The organism is Actinomyces sp., from assembly GCF_030524025.1.
GTDB lineage: Bacteria > Actinomycetota > Actinomycetes > Actinomycetales > Actinomycetaceae > Actinomyces.
The window spans coordinates 68,055-87,941 of record NZ_JAUNHI010000009.1 but is presented as its reverse complement, the minus strand read 5'-3'; the positions used below and the strand labels follow the sequence as shown (position 1 = coordinate 87,941).

At 72.6% G+C, this 19,887-nt stretch carries 16 protein-coding genes; 7 read left to right on the top strand and 9 right to left on the bottom strand.

Annotation, left to right across the window (positions count from 1 at the left end; translation table 11 throughout):
- Positions 1–788, top strand: a 788-nt coding sequence (locus tag Q4C85_RS05485; RefSeq protein ID WP_303140432.1) for an ATP-binding cassette domain-containing protein, incomplete at its 5' end; no start/stop codon positions are given.
- A gap of 265 nt (positions 789–1,053) precedes the next feature.
- On the opposite strand, the gene Q4C85_RS05480 is transcribed toward Q4C85_RS05485, so the two are convergent.
- Positions 1,054–2,067, bottom strand: a complete 1,014-nt coding sequence (locus Q4C85_RS05480; RefSeq protein ID WP_303140431.1) for an acyl-CoA thioesterase II — start codon at positions 2,065–2,067, stop codon at positions 1,054–1,056.
- Complete coding sequence (ptsP, locus tag Q4C85_RS05475; protein WP_303140444.1) at positions 2,064–3,761, bottom strand: phosphoenolpyruvate--protein phosphotransferase; 1,698 nt, start codon at positions 3,759–3,761, stop codon at positions 2,064–2,066. Before ptsP ends, Q4C85_RS05480 begins: the two co-directional genes overlap by 4 nt.
- 291 nt (positions 3,762–4,052) lie before the next feature.
- Between ptsP and Q4C85_RS05470 the strand changes: the two genes are divergently transcribed.
- Together Q4C85_RS05470 and malQ are read left to right on the top strand one after the other, a co-directional pair.
- A complete protein-coding gene (locus Q4C85_RS05470) occupies positions 4,053–4,283 on the top strand; it encodes a PTS glucose/sucrose transporter subunit IIB (protein WP_303140430.1) in 231 nt (76 codons plus the stop codon).
- Positions 4,284–4,649: 366 nt separating this feature from the next.
- Complete coding sequence (gene malQ / locus Q4C85_RS05465; RefSeq protein WP_303140429.1) at positions 4,650–6,806, top strand: 4-alpha-glucanotransferase; 2,157 nt, start codon at positions 4,650–4,652, stop codon at positions 6,804–6,806.
- A gap of 78 nt (positions 6,807–6,884) precedes the next feature.
- Here the strand turns inward: malQ and Q4C85_RS05460 are convergent, their stop codons facing one another.
- Together Q4C85_RS05460 and Q4C85_RS05455 are read right to left on the bottom strand one after the other, a co-directional pair.
- Positions 6,885–7,343, bottom strand: coding sequence for a PTS glucose transporter subunit IIA (locus Q4C85_RS05460; protein WP_303140427.1), 459 nt, complete (start codon positions 7,341–7,343; stop codon positions 6,885–6,887).
- Positions 7,340–7,570, bottom strand: coding sequence for a glucose PTS transporter subunit EIIB (locus Q4C85_RS05455; RefSeq protein ID WP_303140426.1), 231 nt, complete (start codon positions 7,568–7,570; stop codon positions 7,340–7,342). Before Q4C85_RS05455 ends, Q4C85_RS05460 begins: the two co-directional genes overlap by 4 nt.
- Positions 7,571–7,993: 423 nt before the next feature.
- Between Q4C85_RS05455 and Q4C85_RS05450 the strand changes: the two genes are divergently transcribed.
- Positions 7,994–9,280, top strand: a complete 1,287-nt coding sequence (locus Q4C85_RS05450) for a PTS transporter subunit EIIC (protein WP_303140442.1) — start codon at positions 7,994–7,996, stop codon at positions 9,278–9,280.
- 175 nt (positions 9,281–9,455) lie between these two features.
- Here the strand turns inward: Q4C85_RS05450 and Q4C85_RS05445 are convergent, their stop codons facing one another.
- From Q4C85_RS05445 to Q4C85_RS05430, 4 genes are all read right to left on the bottom strand, one after another.
- The gene (locus Q4C85_RS05445) at positions 9,456–9,665 is read right to left on the bottom strand and encodes a DUF6440 family protein (RefSeq protein ID WP_303140425.1); all 210 of its coding nucleotides are present in this window, start codon (positions 9,663–9,665) and stop codon (positions 9,456–9,458) included.
- A gap of 9 nt (positions 9,666–9,674) precedes the next feature.
- Positions 9,675–12,311 (bottom strand): aminopeptidase N, encoded by a 2,637-nt coding sequence (gene pepN / locus Q4C85_RS05440; RefSeq protein WP_303140424.1) that lies wholly within the window; start codon positions 12,309–12,311, stop codon positions 9,675–9,677.
- 202 nt (positions 12,312–12,513) lie between these two features.
- Positions 12,514–13,680: a hypothetical protein gene (locus tag Q4C85_RS05435; RefSeq protein ID WP_303140423.1), complete on the bottom strand. Its 1,167-nt coding sequence runs from the start codon at positions 13,678–13,680 to the stop codon at positions 12,514–12,516.
- Positions 13,681–13,914: 234 nt separating this feature from the next.
- Positions 13,915–16,056, bottom strand: coding sequence for a M13 family metallopeptidase (locus Q4C85_RS05430; protein WP_303140422.1), 2,142 nt, complete (start codon positions 16,054–16,056; stop codon positions 13,915–13,917).
- An 84-nt stretch (positions 16,057–16,140) separates the two neighbouring features.
- Here Q4C85_RS05430 and Q4C85_RS05425 point away from each other — a divergent pair, with 84 nt between their 5' ends.
- The 3 genes from Q4C85_RS05425 to Q4C85_RS05415 all read left to right on the top strand — a co-directional run bounded on the left by Q4C85_RS05425 (position 16,141) and on the right by Q4C85_RS05415 (position 19,081).
- On the top strand, positions 16,141–16,602 hold the full coding sequence (locus Q4C85_RS05425) for a ribose-5-phosphate isomerase (protein ID WP_303140420.1): 462 nt from the start codon (positions 16,141–16,143) through the stop codon (positions 16,600–16,602).
- Between the two features lie 68 nt (positions 16,603–16,670).
- Complete coding sequence (locus Q4C85_RS05420) at positions 16,671–17,627, top strand: Fpg/Nei family DNA glycosylase (protein ID WP_303140419.1); 957 nt, start codon at positions 16,671–16,673, stop codon at positions 17,625–17,627.
- Between the two features lie 122 nt (positions 17,628–17,749).
- Positions 17,750–19,081 (top strand): alpha/beta hydrolase, encoded by a 1,332-nt coding sequence (locus Q4C85_RS05415; protein WP_303140440.1) that lies wholly within the window; start codon positions 17,750–17,752, stop codon positions 19,079–19,081.
- A 55-nt stretch (positions 19,082–19,136) separates the two neighbouring features.
- On the opposite strand, the gene epsC is transcribed toward Q4C85_RS05415, so the two are convergent.
- Positions 19,137–19,712 carry a serine O-acetyltransferase EpsC gene (epsC, locus tag Q4C85_RS05410; RefSeq protein ID WP_303140418.1) on the bottom strand — a complete coding sequence of 192 codons (576 nt, stop codon included), beginning with the start codon at positions 19,710–19,712 and terminating at the stop codon, positions 19,137–19,139.
- Positions 19,713–19,887: the final 175 nt, after the last annotated feature.

Genomic DNA, 19,887 nt, shown 5'->3' with positions numbered 1-19,887 from the left:
AGGCCGAGCGCACCCGCAAGCTCGACTTCGAGGAGATCCAGATCCCGCCGGGCCCCCGGCTGGGAGGCATCGTGCTCGAGGCCACCGACCTGTCGAAGGGCTTCGACGGGCGGACCCTGATCGATGGGCTGTCCTTCTCCCTGCCCCGCAACGGCATCGTGGGCATCGTGGGCCCCAACGGTGTGGGTAAGACGACGCTGTTCAAGACGATCGTCGGGCTGGAGGAGCTCGACGGCGGCGAGCTCAAGGTCGGCCAGACCGTCAAGCTGTCCTACGTCGACCAGGACCGCGCCGGCATCGACCCGAAGAAGTCCCTGTGGGAGGTTGTCTCCGACGGCCTGGACTACATCACGGTCGGCAATGTCGAAATGCCTTCACGCGCCTATGTCGCCGCCTTCGGGTTCAAGGGCGCCGACCAGCAGAAGCCGGCCGGCGTGCTCTCCGGAGGCGAGCGCAACCGCCTCAACCTGGCTCTGACCCTCAAGCAGGGAGGCAACCTCATCCTGCTCGACGAGCCGACCAACGACCTGGACACCGAGACCCTGGGGAGCCTGGAGAAGGCGCTGCTGGAGTTCCCCGGCTGCGCCGTCGTCATCACCCACGACCGTTGGTTCCTCGACCGGGTCGCCACGCACATCCTGGCCTGGGAGGGTACGGAGGACAACCCCGCGAACTGGTACTGGTTCGAGGGCAACTTCGCCTCTTACGAGGAGAACAAGGTCAAGCGCCTGGGTGCCGAGGCGGCCCGCCCGCACCGCGTCACCTACCGCAAGCTCACACGCGACTGAGCCGAGTGAGGCCGAGCTTGCTCGAGTTTCCGAGGCGATGGAGCGTGTTGGTGCGGAGCTGAACACACGCGACTGAGCCGAGTGAGGCCGAGCTTGCTCGAGTTTCCGAGGCGATGGAGCGTGTTGGTGCGGAGCTGAACACACGCGACTGAGCCGAGTGAGGCCGAGCTTGCTCGAGTCTCCGTACCGGATGCCCCGATCTCGAGGTGCCATATCTACCGATCTCGGGGTGTCATATGTCCCGATCTCGGCGGGGTGGGCGGGGTCAGTGCGTGGGGGCGGGGCCGTCGTCGTCGGGGCGGATGGCCCAGCGGCCCGAGCCGGCAGTGCTGGCCGTGGGCATGCGGATCATGCCCTCCTGGGCGATCGTGGACACCAGGGTGCCCGAGGAGTCGAAGACCTCCGTGCGCGCCAGCGAGCGCCCTCCCTGGGATGAGGGCGAGTCCTGGACGAACAGCAGCCAGTCCCCGGCGTCGACGTCGCGGTGGAACCACTGGGCATGGTCGAGCGTGGCCAGGCTCATCCCCTTGCTGCGCCATGACAGCCCCTGGCTGCGCAGCGCCGGCTCGAGCATGACCTGGTCGCACACATAGGTGAGCAGTGCGCGGTGCACCGTCTGGGATGCCTCGGCGGGCACCGCCCCGCGGGAACGGACCCACAGGTGCTGGCGTGCCGAGACCTCACCGCCCGGGCGCAGGAAGATGTTGCCCTCGACGTGGCGCAGGTCGAAGGCGGCGGTGCGTCCCAGGAACCGCGCCACCGGGTGGTCGATCGTGCGGAAGATCTCCAGGGCGCTGACCAGCTCATCGGGACCGGGCACGTCCGGGGCCTGGGCCTGGACGTCCGCGCCCTCCTGGGTGACCTGGAATGAGGAGACCATGGTGAGGATCGGCGCGCCGTTCTGCGAGGCGGTCGTGCGCCGCTGGGAGAAGGACCTGCCGTCATGCATCCGGTCGACCTCGAAGCGCACCGGCGAGTCGGGCTTGCCGCCGCGCATGAAGTAGGCGTGCACGGAATGGGGCAGGCGCACGGGGGATTGCGGCCCCGGGCCGAGGGGACCTCCCGGTGCCCCGGCCGGGGGAGGGCCCGGCTCCAGGGTGGCGGCTGCGGCGAGCAGCCCCTGGGCGACGACCTGGCCGCCGTAGATGCGCCCGGCCAGCTGGGGCAGTGAGCCGCCCTCGAAGGCGTCCACCCCGTCCCCCTCGACCAGAGCGAGAACCCGGGTGACTGAGCCCAGGGGCTCGGTCGTCGCGAGGGGGACGGGGTAGGGCGTCGTCACAGACCGAGCTCCTCCAGGATCGGCAGCTCGGCGCGCACGGCGGTGCGCGCGTCGTCGGCGGTCGCCGAGCCGACGGCGATCTCCGCCAGGCGCTGGCAGTCGGCGAAGTCGACCGACTTGAGCACGGCGTCGACGTCGGGCAGCGCGCGCGAGGTCATCGACAGGCTGGCCACGCCCAGGCCCACGAGGACACAGGCCAGGGCCGGGTCGGCCGCCGCCTCACCACACACGCCCACCGGGCGTCCGTGCGGGGCCGCCCCCTGGCAGGCCTGCTGAATGAGCCGCAGGACGGCCGGCTGCCAGGCGGTCGACAGGTCGGCCAGGGACGACAGAAGCCGGTCGGCCGCCATGACGTACTGGGTGAGGTCGTTGGTGCCGATCGAGGCGAAGTCGGCGTGCTCGAACATCTTGTCGGCCATGAGCGCGGCCGAGGGCACCTCGATCATCATCCCGGCCGTCTGCAGGCCGTAGGAGCGGGCCTTCTCGGTGAAGGCCTGGGCCTCCTCGGCGGTGGAGATCATCGGGGCCATCACCCACACCTTGGCCTCGGTCTGCGCCTCGGCCTGAGCCAGCGCCTCGAGCTGGTGGTCCAGGACATCGGGGTCGCGGCGAGTGGTGCGGTAGGCGCGCACACCCAGGGCCGGGTTGGCCTCGGTGGCGTCGGTGAGGAAGGGCAGGGGCTTGTCGGCCCCGGCGTCCAGGGTGCGTACGACGACCTTCTTGCCCGGGAAGGCCTCGAGCACCCCGCGGTAGGCCTCGACCTGCTCCTCGACGGTGGGCTCGTCGGGCTGGTCAAGGAAGCAGAACTCCGTGCGGAACAGGCCCACGCCCATGGCTCCGGCCTCGGCGGCCGTGCGCGCCCCGGCGGCGTCCCCGACGTTGGCCAGCAGCTGGACCTCGCGGCCGTCCTTCGTGGCGCCGTCGCCGTTGAACACGCGCACCCGGCTGGCCAGCTCCCGGGCCCGGCGCAGCTGGTCCTCGCTCGGGTCGATGGCGATCGTGCCCTTGGTCCCGTCGACCAGCACGATGTCCCCGTCGGAGAGCTGGTCGGTGACCTCCTGCCCGGTGCCCACGATGGCGGGCATGCCCAGGGCGCGGGCCAGAATGGCGGTGTGGGAGGTCGGGCCGCCCTCGGAGGTGATGAAGGCGACGACCTTCTCGGGGTCGAGCAGGGCGGTGTCGGCCGGCGCCAGGTCCTCGGCCACGAGCACGAAGGGCTCGGGCAGGCGGGGGATCCCCGGCATGGGGGAGCCGGTGAGCACCGCCACGATGCGGTCACGCACGTCCGCCACGTCACGGGTCCGCTCGGCCATGTAACCGCCCAGCGACTCCAGCATCGAGGCCAGGGTGCCGGCGGACTCCCACACAGCGCGCGCCGGGACCAGGCGGCGCTCGCGGATCATCGCCTGGGCGGTCGAGGTCAGGGTGGGGTCGGCGGCCATCTGGGCGGTGGTCTCCAGCAGGACACGGCCCTCGCCCTTGGCCTCGGCCGCCGACAGCTCCAGCCCCTTCTTGACGGTCTGGGCCGCGGCCGCCACCCGCTCGCACTCCTTGTCCAGGTCGCTGGAGGCGTCAAGCAGCTCGATGGGTGGCTCGGTGATCCCCGGGGCCATGCGTGCCACCGGGCCGGCGACGAGGCCTGGGCTCACACCGATACCGGACAGGGAAGTAGGGGTTGCGTCGGGCGTGGCCATGCGGGGCTCCTCAACGTCGATGGAGACGGGTGTCACGCCTTATTCTGCACGCCGACGGCGTTCCAGGTTACCTTTCCGCCCTCGGATGAATGTCGATTGACAGCGGAGCCGCCCCGCGGCGGTCCGACGCCCCGGGGTGGGGCGGGGCGTCGTGGGGCGCTCGGGGGCCGCGCGCTTCGCCGCGGTCGGTGATCTGGGATAAAGTGACCTCCAACACGGAACCGACGGCTGCTGCGCGCGTCCCGCCGGGGGCGGTGCACGCAGAGCCTCACCAGGACACGAGGAGCGCATATGAGCATCGCAGCAGACATCGTCGCCGGACTGGGCGGGCGGGACAACATCACGGACCTCGAGCCCTGCATCACCCGCCTGCGCGTCGAGGTCCTCGACCAGGACAAGGTCGACGAGAAGGCCCTGCGCGCCACGGGGGCATTCGGCGTCGTGCGCTCCGGGCGCATCGTCCAGGTCGTCGTCGGCCCGATCGCCGACACCCTCGCCTCCGAGATCGCCGACCTCGACTGACGCCGGCACGCCCCTGGCCCACCCGCGCCGGGGGCGTCGCCCTGGCTGCGACGGGCGCCCCGAGGCGATGGCGGCGATAGCCGCGAGGACCGCAGTGACCGCACCGGCTGCACCGGCCGCGATGATGACGGCGACGATGGCGACGACCGTCACGACGAGGACACCGGGACACGCCCCCACTGGCTGGCATCCGCCACGCACGTGTGAAACCCTTGCAGCAACAACGTGCCCCGCCTGCAAGGCCGACCGCAATGCCGCACCGGACCGCGACACGGCCGGGCGCACCGACCATCGTCCCGAGCGACCCCGGTCCCACGGGGGAGCCACTCGCGTACGCGCGACCGAGCGTAAGGCTGAACTCCTGCCATGACCGAGTCCACCGCCGCATCCGAGCCCGCCGGCGAGCGCCTCAGGCGGCTCGCTGAAGCACACGGAGTCTCCACCGAGTACTGGGACTACCACGGCAACCGGGCAGCACCGTCCCGGGCGACCCTCGTGGCCGTCCTGGCCGCCCTGGGCGTCCAGGCCTCCACCGACGAGCAGATCGGGGCGTCCTTGCGTGAGGTCGACCTGGCGCCGTGGCGCCACACCCTGCCCCCCACCGTCGTCGTGCGCGCGGGGCGGACGACCACCGTGCCCGTCCACCTGCCCGACGGGGCCTCGGTGCGCGTCCACGTCGAGCTCGAGGACGGCGGCCGCCGGATCCTGTCCCAGTCCGACGACTGGACCCCCGCGCGCACCGTGGACGGCGTGCTCACCGGCCGCGCGAGCTTCCTCCTGCCCGCCGACCTGCCCCTGGGCTGGCACACGCTGGTCGCCGAGATCGGCGCGAGCGAGGTCCGCGGCGCCTTCACCGACGAGTCCCCCCTGGCCGTGACCCCCGACCGTCTCGAGCTGCCCGCCTCCCTGGGACGGCGGGGCTGGGGCGTCATGGCGCAGCTGTACTCGGTGCGCTCGCACAGCTCGTGGGGCATCGGCGACGCCGACGACCTCGCCGAGCTCGTCAGCTTCCTGGGCGACCAGGGGGCCGATTTCCTGCTCATCAACCCGCTGCACGCCGCCGAGCCGGCCGGCGAGATGACGCCCTCGCCCTACCTGCCGGTCACCCGCCGCTTCGTCAACCCGATCTACATCCGCCCCGAGGCGATCCCCGAGGTGGCCCGCCTGTCGGGCCCCCGCCGCTCCCTCGTGCAGTGGGCGCACGAGGAGGTCGCCGCCTCCAACGAGTCCATCGAGCCGATGGACCGCGACGCCGCCTGGAAGGCCAAGCGCGAGGCCCTCGAGGTGGTCTTCGCCGCCGGTCGCCCGCGCTCGCGGCAGCGCTCCTTCGAGCGTTTCCGCGCCGAGCAGGGAGAGGGGCTGGAGCGCTTCGCCCTGTGGTGCGCCCTGACCGAGAAGCACGGCCCCCTCAAGGACTGGCCGGAGACCCTCAAGGACTCCTCGAGCGCCTTCGTGGCCAACGAGGCGCGCACCCTGTCCGAGCGCATCGACTTCTACACCTGGCTGCAGTGGGTCGTCGACGAGCAGCTCTGCCGCGCCCAGGCCGAGGCCAAGGCCTCGGGCATGTCCCTGGGGGTCATGGACGACCTGGCGGTGGGCGTCCACTCCTACGGGGCCGACGTGTGGTCCAACCCCGAGGCCTTCGCCTCGGGCATCAAGGTCGGGGCCCCGCCGGACATGTACAACCAGCTCGGTCAGAACTGGTCCCAGCCGCCGTGGAGCCCCGTGCACCTGGCGCACAGCGCCTACGCCCCGCTGCGCGACATGGTGCGCACCGTGCTGCGGCACGCCGGCGCCCTGCGGGTCGACCACGTCATCGGCCTGTTCCGGCTGTGGTGGATCCCCGAGGGGATGGGCGCCGAGCAGGGCGCCTATGTCCGCTACGACCACGAGGCCATGGTCGGGGTGCTGCTGCTCGAGGCCCAGCGCGCGGGCGCGGTCATCATCGGGGAGGACCTCGGGACAGTCGAGCCCTGGGCGCGCGACTACCTCGCCAGCCGGGGCGTGCTGGGCACCTCGGTGCTGTGGTTCGAGAAGCAGGGCGACGGCTGGCCGCTCCAGCCCGATGTCTACCGCCACCTGGCGCTGTCGACTGTCAACACCCACGACCTGCCCCCCACGGCCGGCTACCTCGCCGACGAGCACGTCGCCCTGCGCGAGCGGCTCGGGCTGCTCACCGAGCCGGTCGAGCATGTGCGCGCCGAGGCACGTGTCGAGCGCGAGCGCATGCTCACCCGCCTGCGCGAGCACGGGCTGCTCGAGGACGACCCCTCGGAGCGTCAGGTGGTCGAGGCCCTCCACCGCTACATCGTGCGCACGCCCTCGGCCCTCGTCGGCGTCGCCCTCGTCGACGGCGTGGGGGAGCGTCGCACCCAGAACCAGCCGGGCACCGACCTGGAGTACCCCAACTGGAAGATGCCCCTGGCTGACGGCTCGGGCGAGGCGGTTCTCATCGAGGACCTGCCCGACAACGTCCGGCTGGCCAGCCTGCTGGCCGCCGTGCGCGACGAGCTGGGGCGTTGAGCGGCCCGGTTCCCCGCCTCCGGGCGCTGCGCCGGCGCCCGGAGGCGGGGAACCGGCGGATCCGCTGACGGCGGGCGCTCAGCCCCAGGTGAAGGCGGTCTCGCCGGCTTCCAGGACGGTGCCCTCGGCGGACAGGGCGAGGTCCTCCTGGGCCCCGTCCAGGGCGATGAGGACCAGGAGCGGGTTGAGGCCGGCCGCCTCCACCGCGGCGGGGCTCCACGACACCATGGGGGCGCCGGCATCGACCCCTGCGCCCTCCTGGGTGCGGGTCGTGAAACCCCGGCCCTCGAGGGTGACGGTGTCCAGCCCGAGATGGACCAGGATGCTGCGCTCCCGGGTCATGACGACGAAGGCGTGCGGGTGGAGCTTGGTCACCGTCCCGGCCACCGGGGCACGGACCACCACCTGGCCACCGGCGTCGCGCCGCGGGTCAAGAGCCGTTCCCGGTCCCAGGAGCCCGGCGGAGAAGACAGGGTCGGGCACCAGGCCCAGGGGGACGACCGTCCCGGCCAGCGGCGCCTGGACGGCCAGGCTCATCGTAGGTCCTCGATGTCCTCCGCCACGGCGTCCGCGTTGGGTCCGACCACCACCTGGACGGCCGAGCCCACGACGACCACCCCGTGTGCGCCCGCAGCCTTGAGCCCCGCCTCGTCGAGCAGGGAGGGGTCCGCCAGCTCACAGCGCAGCCGCGTGATGCAGGGCTCGATCTCGGTGATGTTCTCAAAGCCGCCGAGGGCGGTGACGATCTTCTGCGCCGGGGTCATGGTCGGTCCTTCTGTGTCGGGCGGCCGGGGCCGGGATGCGGACAGGACGAGGGCGCCTCGGGGGCGGGGGTTGCCTCGCCCGAGCGGAGGACCGTGTGCGAGCCGCCGCTCGAGTCATCGTAAAGCATCGACTCTCCCGGACGGTGTCGCCGCCCTGCTCGGGCCCCGGCGTGCCCCGGCGCAGTGCGTGCGGCCGCGACGCTCCGGGTCCGCAGCGCTTGACTTGCCGCGGTGCACAGGTTTGGCTGGCAGTGGTCCGGTCCCGCCCGCCATGGGCCGGCCTGGAGCCGCCGCCCGCCCAAGGCATCCACCCCACCGGTGCTTCAACGCTGGAGCACCATCCCGGAACTGGAGGACGACGTGTTTGACAACAACAGGAAGGGCGGAGTCCTCGTCTCCGTCCAACGTCTCGGCCGCTCGCTCATGCTGCCGATCGCCACGCTGCCCGCCGCCGGTCTGCTCGTGCGCCTGGGGCAGCCCGACATGCTCGGTGCCGACGGCCTGGCCGCCCGTGTCGAGTGGCTCCAGCCCGTGGCCGACGTCCTGGCGGCGGCCGGCGGGGCCGTCTTCAGCAACCTGCCGGTCATTTTCGCCGTCGGCGTCGCCGTGGGCTTCGCCCGCAAGTCCGACGGGTCGACCGGCGTGGCCGGGCTCTTCGGCTACCTCGTCTTCCAGGCGGTCATCGACGCCCTGGCCCCCTTCTGGGGCACCGGGGGTGATGGCAAGGACAACCCCGACACCATCAACTACGGGGTGCTCGGCGGTATCATCATCGGTCTGACCGCCGCCACGCTGTGGCAGCGCTACCACCGCATCAAGCTGCCGGACTGGCTGGCCTTCTTCGGGGGACGCCGCTTCGTCCCGATCGTGACCTCCGGCGCCGCCGTCCTCATCGCCGTGGCCATGGCCGCCCTCTACCCCGCCTTCAACTGGCTCATCAATGACCAGCTCGGTGGCTGGCTCACGCGGGCCGGCACCGACGGGGGCGTCGGCTCGGCCCTCGCCGCCTTCGTCTTCGGTACCGTCAACCGCCTGCTCGTGCCCTTCGGGCTCCACCACCTGCTCAACTCGATCCCGTGGTTCCAGCTCGGCTCGTGCACCGACGCCGAGGGCAACACCCTCCACGGCGACCTCGCCTGCTTCTACTCGGGGGTCGACGGCACGAACGCCTGGACCGGCTCCTTCATGACCGGCTTCTTCCCGATCATGATGTTCGCGCTGCCCGGAGCGGCGCTCGCCATCTGGCGCACCGCACGGCCGGAGCGGCGCAAGACCACCGGTGCCCTCATGGTCTCGGTGGCCCTGACCGCCTTCCTGACCGGCATCACCGAGCCCCTGGAGTACGCCTTCGCCTACATCGCCTTCCCCCTGTACGCGATCCACGCCGTCATGACGGGGCTGTCGCTCATGGTCGTCAACCTGCTGGGCATCAAGGACGGCTTCACCTTCTCGGCCGGGGCCTTCGACTACGTGCTCAACTTCGGCAAGTCCGCCGAGTTGTCCGGCGGCGCCCTGGCCGGCCCCATCAGCCTGCTGGTCATCGGCCTCATCTACGGCGTCGTCTACTACCTCCTCTTCCGTTACCTCATCGTCAGGTTCGATTTCAAGACTCCCGGCCGGGAGGACGACGAGACGGACTCCTTCTCCGCTGCCCAGAGCGCGGCGGCCCAGTCCACCGGCAAGGCCGCCGCGCAGGACCGCGACGGCTGAGTCCGCCTGGCCGCCGGCCACGCGCCGATCCCGAGCCGACTGCGAGCAGGCCACGGGCAGACCGGGACCTGAGCCGGTGCAGATGACTCGGCGGCCCCGCGGGTGTCGCGGGGCCGCCGAGAAGCAGTGCGGACGGACGGATCGAAGGACCGCTCGGCCGCCCGAGGCGATCGCGTCAGTCCTCGGCCTCGACGACGAGGGGCTTGCCCTCGGCGTCAAGCAGCGGGCTGAGCCCAGTGCCGTAACCCCACGAGGCCAGGAGGTAGCACACCCCGGTCTGGCGGTCCCTGAGGACGGCGCCCTGGATCGTTGTGCCGGGCACACGGTCCCGGGAGACGGCCTCGAAGCGGGTCCCGGTCTTCCTCCTGCTCTGACGTCTCAACATGTCGCGATCCTACGCCCGGGACTGACCGGGCAGGCTCTGGCCACCGCCATGCGGGCCGGACTCGGCGGCCTCGCGCTCCTGGGCCCCGGCGACCCGCAGGGTGTCGTCGAGGTTCTCACGCACGATCCGCCGGAAGGCAGCCGGGGCGTCGGGGTGCGCGTCCAGCCAGCCCGCGAGGGCGGCGGCCGGATCGGCGCCGGGCAGGCCCACCGTGGCGCAGGACCACAGGCGTGACAGGAGGTTCTCCGCCATGTGGAAGGTCCGTGAGGCCCAGATGCCCTCGGCCGCCTCGACATAGGCCTCGATGTAGGGCACGAGCAGCTCCGGGTGGCGCTCGACCGAGCCGAAACCGGTAAGCACCCGCACCTGGGTCTCGTTGGGCATCGACTCGTCCTCCACGAGGGCCCGCCATGTGGCGGCCTTGGCCTCGGCGGTGGGGACGGCGGCGCGGGCCTGGGCGGCCCGCTCCCGGCCGGTGGTCGTGCGGTCGGCCTCCTCCTCGGCGGCGATCGCCTCCTGGCCGGCACGGCCGGCGGCCACGAGCCCGGTGAGCAGCTCCCAGCGCAGGTCCTGGTCGACCACGAGGCCCTCGAGGACCTCGGTGCCGGAGAGCCAGGCGGAGACCGTGTCGAGCTGGTCGACGGTGACGGCGTGCGCGGCCACCGCCCGCACGAGCTGGAGCTGGGCGTCGGAGCCGGGCTCAGCGTCACGGGCGAGCCCGAGGAGGGCCTCGGCGGCGCCCGGTGCGGCGGCCGCCCGGGCGGCCGGGGGCAGGTAGAGGCTGAGGCAGGTGGCCACCCGGCCCAGCAGGCCCATGACCACCGAGGAGTGGGTCTCGACCCGCAGCGCGGCCAGGGCCGCCTCGAGGTAGCGGGAGGCGGCGAGCTCGCCGTCGCGCACCATGTCCCAGGCCGACGACAGGACGATGGAGCGCTCCAGGGAGCCGGTGAAGGCCGCCACATGCACAAGGCCCGCGTCGAGGGAGGCCCGGTCGAGGCGGACCTTGGCGTAGGTGAGGTCCTCGTCGTTGAGCACGAGGACGTCGCCGCGCCGCGTGCCCACGAGCTCGGGCACCTCGGTGTGAGGGCCGTCGACGTCGAGCTCGACCCGTCCGGTGCGCGTGAGTGCCCCGTCGGCCAGCGTGTAGGAGCCGATGACCACCCGGTGCGGGCGCAGGGAGGCGGGCGAGCCCTCGGGCACCTCCTGAAGGACCGCCGCCGCGGTGATGACGCCGTCCTCGTCGGTGCTCAGCTCGGTGCGCAGGGTGGTCACCCCCGCCTCCTGGAGCCACAGCCGGGTCCAGGTCGACAGGTCCCGTCCGCTTGTGGCCTCGAGCTCGGCGAGCAGGTCGGACAACTCGGCGTTGCCGTAGGCGTGGGCGGCCAGGTAGCGCGCGATCCCCGCGAAGAAGTTGTCCCGGCCCACGTAGCTCACGAGCGCCGCCAGCACCGAGGCGCCCTTGGCGTAGGTGATGCCGTCGAAGTTGACCTCGACGTCGTGCAAGTCGTTGATCTCGGCCGCCACCGGGTGGGTCGAGGACAGCTGGTCCTGGTGGTAGGCCCAGCCCTTCTCCAGTGCCTGGAAGGTCGTCCACACGTCGGTGAAGCGGGTCGTCTCGGCCGTGGCGAGCGTCGAGGTGTACTCGGCGAAGGACTCGTTGAGCCACAGATCGTTCCACCACCGCATGGTGACCAGGTCGCCGAACCACATGTGTGCCAGCTCGTGGAGGATGGTGACGGCGCGCCGCTCGACGCGTGCCTCGACCGGGCGGGAGCGGAAGATGTAGTCGTCGCGGTGGGTCACGCAGCCGGCGTTCTCCATCGCCCCGGCGTTGAACTCCGGCACGAAGACCTGGTCGTAGGTCGTGAAGGGGTAGGGGGTGGCGAAGAGCTCCTCGTAGTAGGCGAAGCCCCTGCGGGTCATCGCCAGGATCTCCTCGGCGTCCAGGTGCTCGCGCAGCGAGGCGCGGCAGTAGACCCCCAGCGGGACCACCCGGCCGTCGGGGGCGACGTACTCGTCGGTGACCCCTTCGTAGGGGCCGGCCACGATGGCGGTGACGTAGGAGCTCATCGGCTCGGTCGGGGCGAAGGCGAAGCGCGCGGCGGGACCGCCGTCCTCACCGGTGACGGCGGTCGGCTCGGGGGTGGCCGAGTTGGAGAAGACCGTCCAACCAGTGGGCGCCGTGACCGTGAAGGTGAAGCAGGCCTTGAGGTCGGGCTGCTCGAAGACGGCGTAGACCCGCCGGGAGTCGGGCACCTCGAACTGGGAGTACAGGTAGGTCTGGCCGTCGGCAGGGTCGACGAAGCGGTGGAGGCCCTCACCGGTGTGCATGTAGGCGCAGTCGGCCACGACGACGAGCTCGTTGTCGGCGGCCAGGCCGGTCAGTGCGATGCGCGAGTCCGAGTAGACCTCGCCCGGGTCGAGGGCTCGCCCGTTGAGGACCACCGAGTGGACCGTCGGTGCCACGAGGTCGATGAAGGTCGAGGCGCCGGGTGTCGCGGTGAAACGAGCCGTCGTCGTCGACCGGAAGCTCGCGCGCTCGGGGTCGGTGGCGCCGCTGATGTCGAGGACGACGTCGTAGCTCTGGGTGGTCACGACGCCGGCGCGGTCGACGGCCTCCTGGCGGGTCAGGTTCTGACTGGGCATACATGCTCCTTCTCTGTGCTCTGCGAGGTCGGTGGGGACGGGTGCGGCCGCTTCATGCCGCGGCACGTCGTCGTGCCCGGGTCCGGCTCGATCCGCGCACATCCTCTCACTGCCGGACGGCAGGTGCGAAAACGCCCGCGGCCCGGCTGCGCAGTCGATGCTGCGCAACCGGGCCGCGGGTGGGGCCGTGAAGGCCGATGCTTCAGGACTTGCGTCGCGAGGACAGCACGGCGCCGGAGGCGACCAGGCCGGCGGCGACGACCACGAGTCCGAGGCCGGCGCCGGTGTTGGCCAGCTCGGTGGTCGTGCGGGTGGTGGTGCGCGTGGCCGGCTTGGCGGCAGCGGTCACGGTCATCGTCGTGGTGGTCGTGGCGGAGTCACCCAGGTTGGTGCCCTCGCCGACCTGGTACCAGCCGTTGGTCACGGTGATCGGCTTGCTCGTGAAGCCCTCCCCGTAGCGCGAGCCGGTGGCCTCGATGATGTAGCGGCCGTCGGCGACGGCGGGCATCGGGCCGGTGCCCGTGATGCGGCCCTCGGCGTCGGCGGTGAGGACCACAAGGACCTGCTCGGCACCGGTGTCCTGGTTGCGGATCGTGAAGGTGACGGTCTCACCGGGGGTGAAGCCGGTCTTGTTGATGTCGTAGGTCTGGGTGTCGTAGGCGCCGTCACCGTCGGTGTCCGAGGACACGATGATGGCGTCGCCGGAGACCTCCGTGCCATCGAGGTAGACCTGCTGCTGCTGGGCCTGGGGCTCGGCGTTGGTCTCGGCGCAGGCGGCCACGAGGTACCACGGGTCGGTGTTGGTGTCCGCCCCGATCTCGGCGACGGCGGCGGCGATGTCGATCGTCGCGCTCCAGGTGCCGTCGGCAGCCGCGTCGACGAGGACGGGGGTGCTGCGGGTGTCGAGGTCCTGGTAGGCCAGGACCACGGAGACGCTCCCGACCTGCCCGTCCTTGATCTGGCAGCCGGTGCCCGAGACGGTCAGGGCGCCGGTCGCCGGGTCGATGACCGGCGACTCCAGGCCGTTGGCGGCGAAGGCGCCCGAGGCGGGGTCGGTGGTCGGCGTGGCGGTGTTCTCCGTATCGTCCGCGTCGGTTGTGGCGTCCTCAGTGGCCGACTCGGTCGCGGTGGCCTCCGCCGTGGCCTCACTCGTCGCGGCGGTGGCCTCGGGGGAGGCGCTGGCCTCGGCGGTGGCATCCGTCGCGGTGGCGCTGGCCTCCGCGGCGGCGTCGGTCGCCGTGGCGGTAGCGGTGGGCGTGGCGGTCGCCTCGGCGCCGGTGGAGTCGGCGGCGGCAGGGGCCGTCAGGGCGAGGCCGGAGGCGATGAGAGCGGCCACGCCCGCGGCGGCGATGGAGCGTCCGAGACGCATGTGGTCCTCCATGAGGGAAGTACGGGATGTGAGCACTGGCGCTGGGAGGCGCCGAGCACAGGCAAGTCTCGCTCGGATCACAGAACCATCACAAGTCAGTGGATTGTGACCTGAGGAACAGCAGTTCCCTGAATGTTCACACGAGTCACACGAGTCTCTCCAGGCGCGCCATCCGCCTCCCCGGTCCCCGACTAGGACCGATGGCCCAGGCCGGGTCACCGGGTGCGGGCCGGTTCACCAGATGCTGACCCGGTCGGCCGGGTCGAGCCACAGGGCGTCGTCGCGGCCCACGGCGAAGGCCTCGTAGAAGGCGTCGACGTTGCGCACGATCCCGTTGCAACGGAACTCCCCGGGGGAGTGGGGGTCGATGGTCAGCAGCAGCTCGGCGTAGTCGTCGCGGTTCTTCCCCCGCCAGATCCTGGCCCAGGAGAAGAAGAAGCGCTCCAGGGCGCTCAGCCCGTCGATGACCGGCGCCTGGTCGAGCGAGTCGATGCCCTCCCGGGCCAGGGCCCTCCCGTAGGCCTTGAGGGCGATGCCCAGCCCGCCGAGGTCGCCGATGTTCTCCCCGATGGTCAGCGCACCGTTGACGTGGGGGACCTCGTCGACCGGGGCGCCGGCCGCCTCGGCCCTGCGCACGAGCGCCGCGGGCCGGTAGGCGTCGTACTGCGCGATGAGCGCGCGGGTCCGGGCGGAGAAGGCCTCGCGGTCCTCCGCCGTCCACCAGTCGGTGACCTTGCCGGTGCCGTCGAAAGTCGAGCCCTGGTCATCGAAACCGTGCCCGATCTCGTGACCGATGACCGCGCCGATGCCGGCGTAGTTGACGGCGTCGTCGGCATCGGGGTCGAAGAAGGGCGGCTGGAGGATGGCGGCCGGAAAGACGATCTCGTTCATCGTCGGGTTGTAGTAGGCGTTGACCGTCTGCGGGGTCATGTGCCACTCCAGGCGGTCCACCGGGCCGCCGAGCTTGCCCAGGGCGCGCGCCAGCTCGCAGGCCTCGGCGCTGCGCACGGAGGCCAGGACGTCCCCCGGCGTCACCTGCACCGCCGAGTAGTCCCGCCAGCGCTCGGGGTAACCGATCTTGGGGGTGAACAGCTCGAGCTTGTCCAGGGCGCGGCGCCGTGTGTCGGGGCCCATCCACTCCAGGGAGGTGATGGACTGACGGTAGGCCGCCAGGAGGTCGGCCACGAGCGCCTCCATGCGGGCCTTGTGCTCCGGGGGGAAGTGGCGCTCGACGTAGACCTCGCCCAGCGCGTGCCCCATCGTGGACTGGACCAGGCCCACGGCCCGCTTCCACCGGGGACGCAGCTGCTCGACGCCCTGGAGGGTGCGGGAGTAGAAGTCGAAGTTCTCCTCGACCAGGGCCCGCGACAGCAGCGGGGCGCGGTCGTGGACGACGTGCCAGGCTGCCCAGGCCCGGAGGTCCTCCAGCGGGGTGTCCTGCCAGACCTGGGCCATGTGGGGCAGGTAGTCGGGCTGCTCGACGATCGCGGTGGCCAGGAAGCCCCGCAGGCCGGTCCCGGCCTCCTCGGCGGCCTCGGCCACCCCCGCCCTCCATTCCTCCCAGGGGAAACCGGGGGCCGATGCGGTCAGGGCCTCCCAGGTGCGCGGGTTGTTGATCCTCTCGATGTCCCGGCAGGCCACCCGGTCCCAGTGGCCCCGAGCCAGCGCCGTCTCCACCGCCATGACACGGGCCGCCGCGCCGGCGGCCTCGGCGTCCTGCGGCCCACCGAGGCGCTCGGGCACGCCCGCCAGGTCGAGCATTCGGGCCACGTGCGCCGTGTAGGCCTCCCGGAGCCCGGCGTGCGCCTCCTCCCGGTAGTAGGACTCGTCGGGCAGGCCGAGCCCGGCCTGCTCGAGGTAGGAGGTGTAGGCCTCGGGGTCGTTGAGGTCGACTTCGACGTCGGCGTCGACCGGACCGGTGAAGCCGACCGCGATGCGGGCACCTAGCGCTCGGGCCAGGTACTCCTTGTCCCTGGCCTCCAGGACCGGGGCGAGCTCGGCCTCCAGGGGGCCGACCCCGAGGGCCTCGGCGCGCTCCTCGTCGAGGAAGGAGGAGTACAGGGCGGCGATCTTGGCGGCGTCGTCGGCGGGCTCCTCGTGGCCACCGGCGCGGGAGGCCAGCTCCTCGAGAAGGTCCCGGCAGGCCGCCTCGGCCTGGTCGCGCAGGATGTGGAAGGAGCCGGTCGAGGGTCGGTCGGCGGGGATCTGGGCGGTGTCGAGCCAGGCGCCGTTGACGTGGCGGAACAGATCGTCCTGCGGTCGTACACGCGGGTCGCGGGCCTCGGTCTCGAGGACGCCGGCGAGCACGGCGCCTGCGGCGGGCTCGGCCACAGCGAGGGGTCCTGCGGTGCCGGTGGTGCCTGGGGTGAGAGTCATGGCGCCAACCTAACGGCCCGCCGACCGACCCACCGTGCCGGGCCGGTCGCGCGCGCAGGTGTTCGCGTGAGGCACAATCCGACCATGCGCGTTCACATTGCCGCCGACCACGCCGGCTTCGACCTGAAGTCGGCCCTCACCGAGCACCTCCGCGCCGAGGGTCACGAGGTCATCGACCACGGCGCCTTCGTGTACGACCCGGCCGACGACTACCCGGCCATGTGCATCGAGGCGGCCGAGGCGGTGGTGGCCGACCCCGGCAGCCTGGGGATCGTCCTCGGGGGCTCGGGCAACGGCGAGCAGATCGCCGCCAACAAGGTCGACGGGGTGCGCGCCGCGCTGGCCTGGTCGGTGGAGACTGCGGTTCTGGCCCGCCAGCACAACGACGCCAACGTCGTGTCCCTGGGTGGGCGGATGCTCAGCCTCGAGGACAACATGGCGATCGTCGACGCCTTCCTCGCCGAGCCCTTCAGCGGCGACCAGCGCCATGCCCGGCGCATCGGGCAGCTGGCGGACTACGAGCGCCGCGCCCACCAGGGCGCCTGACGCCCCGGCGACCCTGCCACCGCCTCCGGTCCGCCCTCGTGCCGACGGCGGTCGGGTAGCGTGCCCGCATGCCCGAGGGACACACCGTTCACCGCCTCGCCCGCGCCCTGGCCGAGCTCTACGGCGGGCAGCGCCTGGCCGCCTCCTCACCGCAGGGCCGTTTCAGCGCCGGTGCCCGGCGCATCAACGACCAGGTGCTGCTGGACACCTCGGCTCACGGCAAGCACCTGTTCGCCGCCTTCGGCCCCCAGACCGACATGTCTGTCCAGGATGACTCCGTCACCTGGCTGCGCGTCCACCTGGGCCTGTACGGCTCGTGGACCTTCGCCGGCGACGAGACCTTCGTCGCGCCCCACGCCATCGGGGCGCCGCGGCGGCGCGTGGGGGAGCGGGGCGAGCAGCCCCTAGCCCCCGCCCCTGCGGCCGCTGCCCCGCCGGCCGGGGCTCCGACCCAGGAGTGGCAGCCACCCGAGCCGCGCGGGGCGGTGCGCTTGCGGCTGGTCGGGGAGCACGGGGTGGCCGACCTGACCGGCCCGGCGGCCTGCGAGCTGCTCGACGCCGCCGGCGTGGCGGCCGTGCGGCGCCGGCTCGGCCCCGACCCCCTGGACCCGGCGGCCGACCCCCGGGCGTTCATCGACGGGGCACGCCGACGCCGCACCCCGGTCGGCGAGCTGGTCATGGACCAGTCGCTGGTGGCCGGCGCGGGCAATATCTACCGTGCCGAGGTGCTCTTCCGCGCAGGCCTGAGCCCCTTCATCCCGGGCCGGCAGGTGCCCGAGGAGCGTCTGCGCCTGCTGTGGGAGGACCTTGTTGTCCTCATGGGGCACGGCCTGGCCACCGGGCGCATCGTGACCGTCGAGGCCGACGACGTACCCGACCCGCTGCCTCAGGACGATGCCGAGGCCGGACGGTGGTATGTCTACCACCGCGCTGGCCGGCCCTGCCTGCGCTGCGGTGCTGTGGTGAGCCAGACCGAGGCCGCCGGCCGGCGCCTCTTCTGGTGCCCGGCCTGCCAGGCGGGCTGAGCCGCCCGCCCGGGCCACAGGCCCCGGCGTCCCCGGCGGGAGCGCGGGCGGAGCCGCCGGGCCGGTCGATCCGCAGGGCCGGGCCGGCTCGCGCGCGGTCGTACAGTGAGGCGGTGAGCACCGTGAACCTCCCCACCCCACCCCCGTCGGCCCCGCGCTTCCCGAGCCCGGCGGCCCTGTCGTCCTCGGCCTGGTCGGCGGCCACCGCGGGCCTGCTCACCCGCACCCACCGCCTCGAGGTGCCCCTCGACCGCTCGGGCGCGGGGGACCGCCTGGCGGACGGGGCGGCCACCCTGAGCGTCTTCGCGCGCGAGGTCGCCCGCGCGGGCGCCGACCCGCTGGACAAGCCACCGCTCGTCTTCCTCCAGGGCGGGCCCGGCTTCGAGGCGCCGCGTCCCAGCGCGGACGCCGGCCTGTCCTGGATGGGGGCGGCCCTGGAGCACCACCGTCTGATCCTCATCGACCAGCGGGGCACCGGCCTGTCCACCCCGGTCGACCGTCCCGACGCCGGGGGCGGCGCGGCGGCGACTGCGCGGCTGCTCACCCACCTGAGGGCCGACGAGATCGTCGAGGACTGTGAGGACCTGCGCCGGGCCCTGGGGCTGGAGCGGTGGAGCGTGCTGGGCCAGTCCTTCGGCGGCTTCTGTGTGACCCGCTACGTGTCGACCCACCCCGAGTCCCTCGAGCACTGCTACCTCACGGGGGGCCTGCCCGCCGTCGGACGCTCGATCGAGGAGGTCTACGCCCTGACCTACGAGGCGATGCGTGCCAAGTCCGAGGAGTTCTACGCCCGCTACCCCGCCGACCGTGACCGGATGGCTTCCCTCGTGGAGGCCGCCGCGCGCGGGGAGCTGCGCACGCCCGCGGGCGACCGCGTGGGTCCCACACGGCTGCGCGGGGTGGGCACGCTCCTGGGCGGTGCGGGCGGCGTCGACCGGCTCCACTACCTCCTCGAGCTCGACCCGCAGTCCGCCGCCTTCCGCGCCGACCTGGCCGAGGCCCTGCCCTTCACGGGCCGCAACCCCCTGTACGCGGTCATCCACGAGTCCTGCTGGGCCGACCGCGGCGTGACGGCCTGGGCCGCCCAGCGCGTGCGGCCGGCGGCCTTCGCCGAGGACCCGACCCTGTTGACCGCCGAGCACATGAGCCGCGAGATGCTGACCGAGGACCCGGCCCTGGCGCCCTGGTTGGAGGTCGCCGAGGAGCTGGCCGCCCACGAGTGGGGCAGGCTCTATGACCCGCAGGCGCTGCGGGCCGCCGAGGTTCCCGGGGCGGCGGCCATCTACGCCAGGGACGTGTACGTGCCCATGGAGACCTCCCTGGCCACCGCCGCACTCATGCCCAGGCTGCGCACCTGGGTGACCAGCGAGTACGAGCACGACGGCGCCCGGGCCTCCTCCGGGGCGGTCTTCCGCCGGCTGCGGGGCCTGGCCACCGGGGAGCTCCTGCGCTGAGACGGCTGCGCCCACCGGGTCGTGCCGGGCGTCCGGCACGCGCCCTCGGGCCACGTCAGATGTAGATCGTCGGGTCGAGCATGAGCTCGGGGTCGGTGCGGGGGTCGCGCACGCGCGCGGGCACGCCGACCCCCACGTGGTCGGCGGGGAGGTTCTTGACCAGCACCGCGTTGGCGCCGATCTTCGCGTTGTCCTCGACCGTGACCGGCCCCAGGACCTTGGCGCCGGCGCCGATCTGGACGTTGTTGCCGATCGTGGGGTGGCGCTTGCCCGGGTTCATCGAGACCCCGCCCAGCGTCACCCCGTGGAACATGAGGACGTCGTCGCCGACCTCGGCGGTCTCCCCGATCACGACGCCCATGCCGTGGTCGATGAAGAACCGAGAGCCGATCGTGGCCGCGGGGTGGATCTCGATGCCGGTGGCGCTGCGCGCGACCTGGGCCAGGGCGCGCGCAGCGAACTTGTGCCCCGCCTTCCACAGCCGGTTGGCGGCGCGGTGGGCCCACAGCGCGTGGACGCCGGGATAGAGCAGCGCGACCTCGATATTCGAGCGCGCCGCGGGGTCACGGCGGCGCGCCGTCGCCAGGTCCTCACGGGCCAGGTCGAGCAGAGAACGGTCGGGGTCGGACATGGGTCTCCTCAGCGTCGTCGGCGGGCTCCGCCTGGCGGGCGGGTGGTACGGCCGTGCCAGCGGGGCCGTGCCGCAGGGACAACCGCGTCGGCGGCGCCCCCGGTGCCCGGGCGGCCCCCGCCGGGGCACCGTGTGGGTACTAGGCGGGCCCCGGCGCGCGCACGGAGGGCGCGCC